Below are 974 nucleotides of genomic sequence, written 5' to 3'. Positions count from 1 at the left end.
TTCCATCGTATCCCACAACCACAGGATCCCGATGCAAAGGGGGGTGGAATCACTGGATCTGTACAGTTATCCTTACCAAGAGCTGCCCCAGGAAAAGGCGAAAATCGTCGAACGATTACAGCAACAGGGCAGGAAGGTCTGTTATGTGGGCGACGACATCAAGGACACCATCGCCATGAACACGGCCAATGTGTCCTTGTCCCGGAACGCCGCGAAGACCATCGGCACGGATAGCGCACAGGCCGTTTTGATGGATGGCAGCCTGACGCATCTATATGACCTGTTCGACATCGCACCGAAGCTCAGCAACAGTTTATGGCGCAGCCTGACCCTTGTCACCTTACCGACTGCAGCTTTGCCCTGGCATTGATCAGTGCCATGCTGCCGCCCCTGGAATATCGAGGTGACAAGGGTCGCGAAAATCTATCGCATGGATCGGGAAAGACGCTGTAGGCAGGAGTCCCGCCCAGCTGGTAGGCTGTTCAATTTTCCAGCGCAAAGCTGCGAAAGGTTCATGCAGTTTTCATGTCGGGTCGCAGGGCGCGGCGACGGCGTGCAAGCATGGAAGGCCCGAGGTGTGCGTGGACCCACTGCTCGACATCAACAGTGCGCACCGCTGTCATCGCCTCGCGCATGAGCGGGGCGGTCAACTGCGAGAGGAGGGCCGGAATCAACAGCACCAGCCTGCCGACTTCCTTGAGCGGGCCGCGGGCGGTGAAGGTTTTGTCATGACCGAAGACCGAGTCGATGATGTCAGAGGAGGCCAGCCAGGTGGCGTCGGCGGGCAGCTTGACCACTTCCTGCTCGAGGTGCTCGAGGACCCGCGTCTGGAAGTCGGCCACCGGGGCCGCCAGCGGCCCTTGGGCGGCCAACACCGCCCGCACGGCCGTCGGTGTGGTGCGCGACAGCCCCTCGGTTTTCAGGACCGTCTGAACGGTCTTAGACACTGCGATCGTCTGCGCCCACTCCGGCAA

At 60.6% G+C, this 974-nt stretch carries 2 protein-coding genes; one reads left to right on the top strand and one right to left on the bottom strand.

The annotated features are described in order from the left end of the window. Nucleotides 1–370 (top strand): hypothetical protein (locus tag CKO31_RS26075; RefSeq protein ID WP_207148128.1); only part of this gene is annotated, 370 nt, incomplete at its 5' end. A 142-nt stretch (nt 371–512) separates the two neighbouring features. Here the strand turns inward: CKO31_RS26075 and CKO31_RS26070 are convergent. Continuing rightward, a partial coding sequence (locus tag CKO31_RS26070) for a hypothetical protein (protein ID WP_200243828.1) occupies nt 513–974 on the bottom strand: 462 nt, incomplete at its 5' end.

This window comes from Thiohalocapsa halophila, assembly GCF_016583825.1.
Classification (GTDB): Bacteria; Pseudomonadota; Gammaproteobacteria; order Chromatiales; family Chromatiaceae; genus Thiohalocapsa; species Thiohalocapsa halophila.
This window is presented reverse-complemented; position numbering and strand designations above follow the sequence as displayed.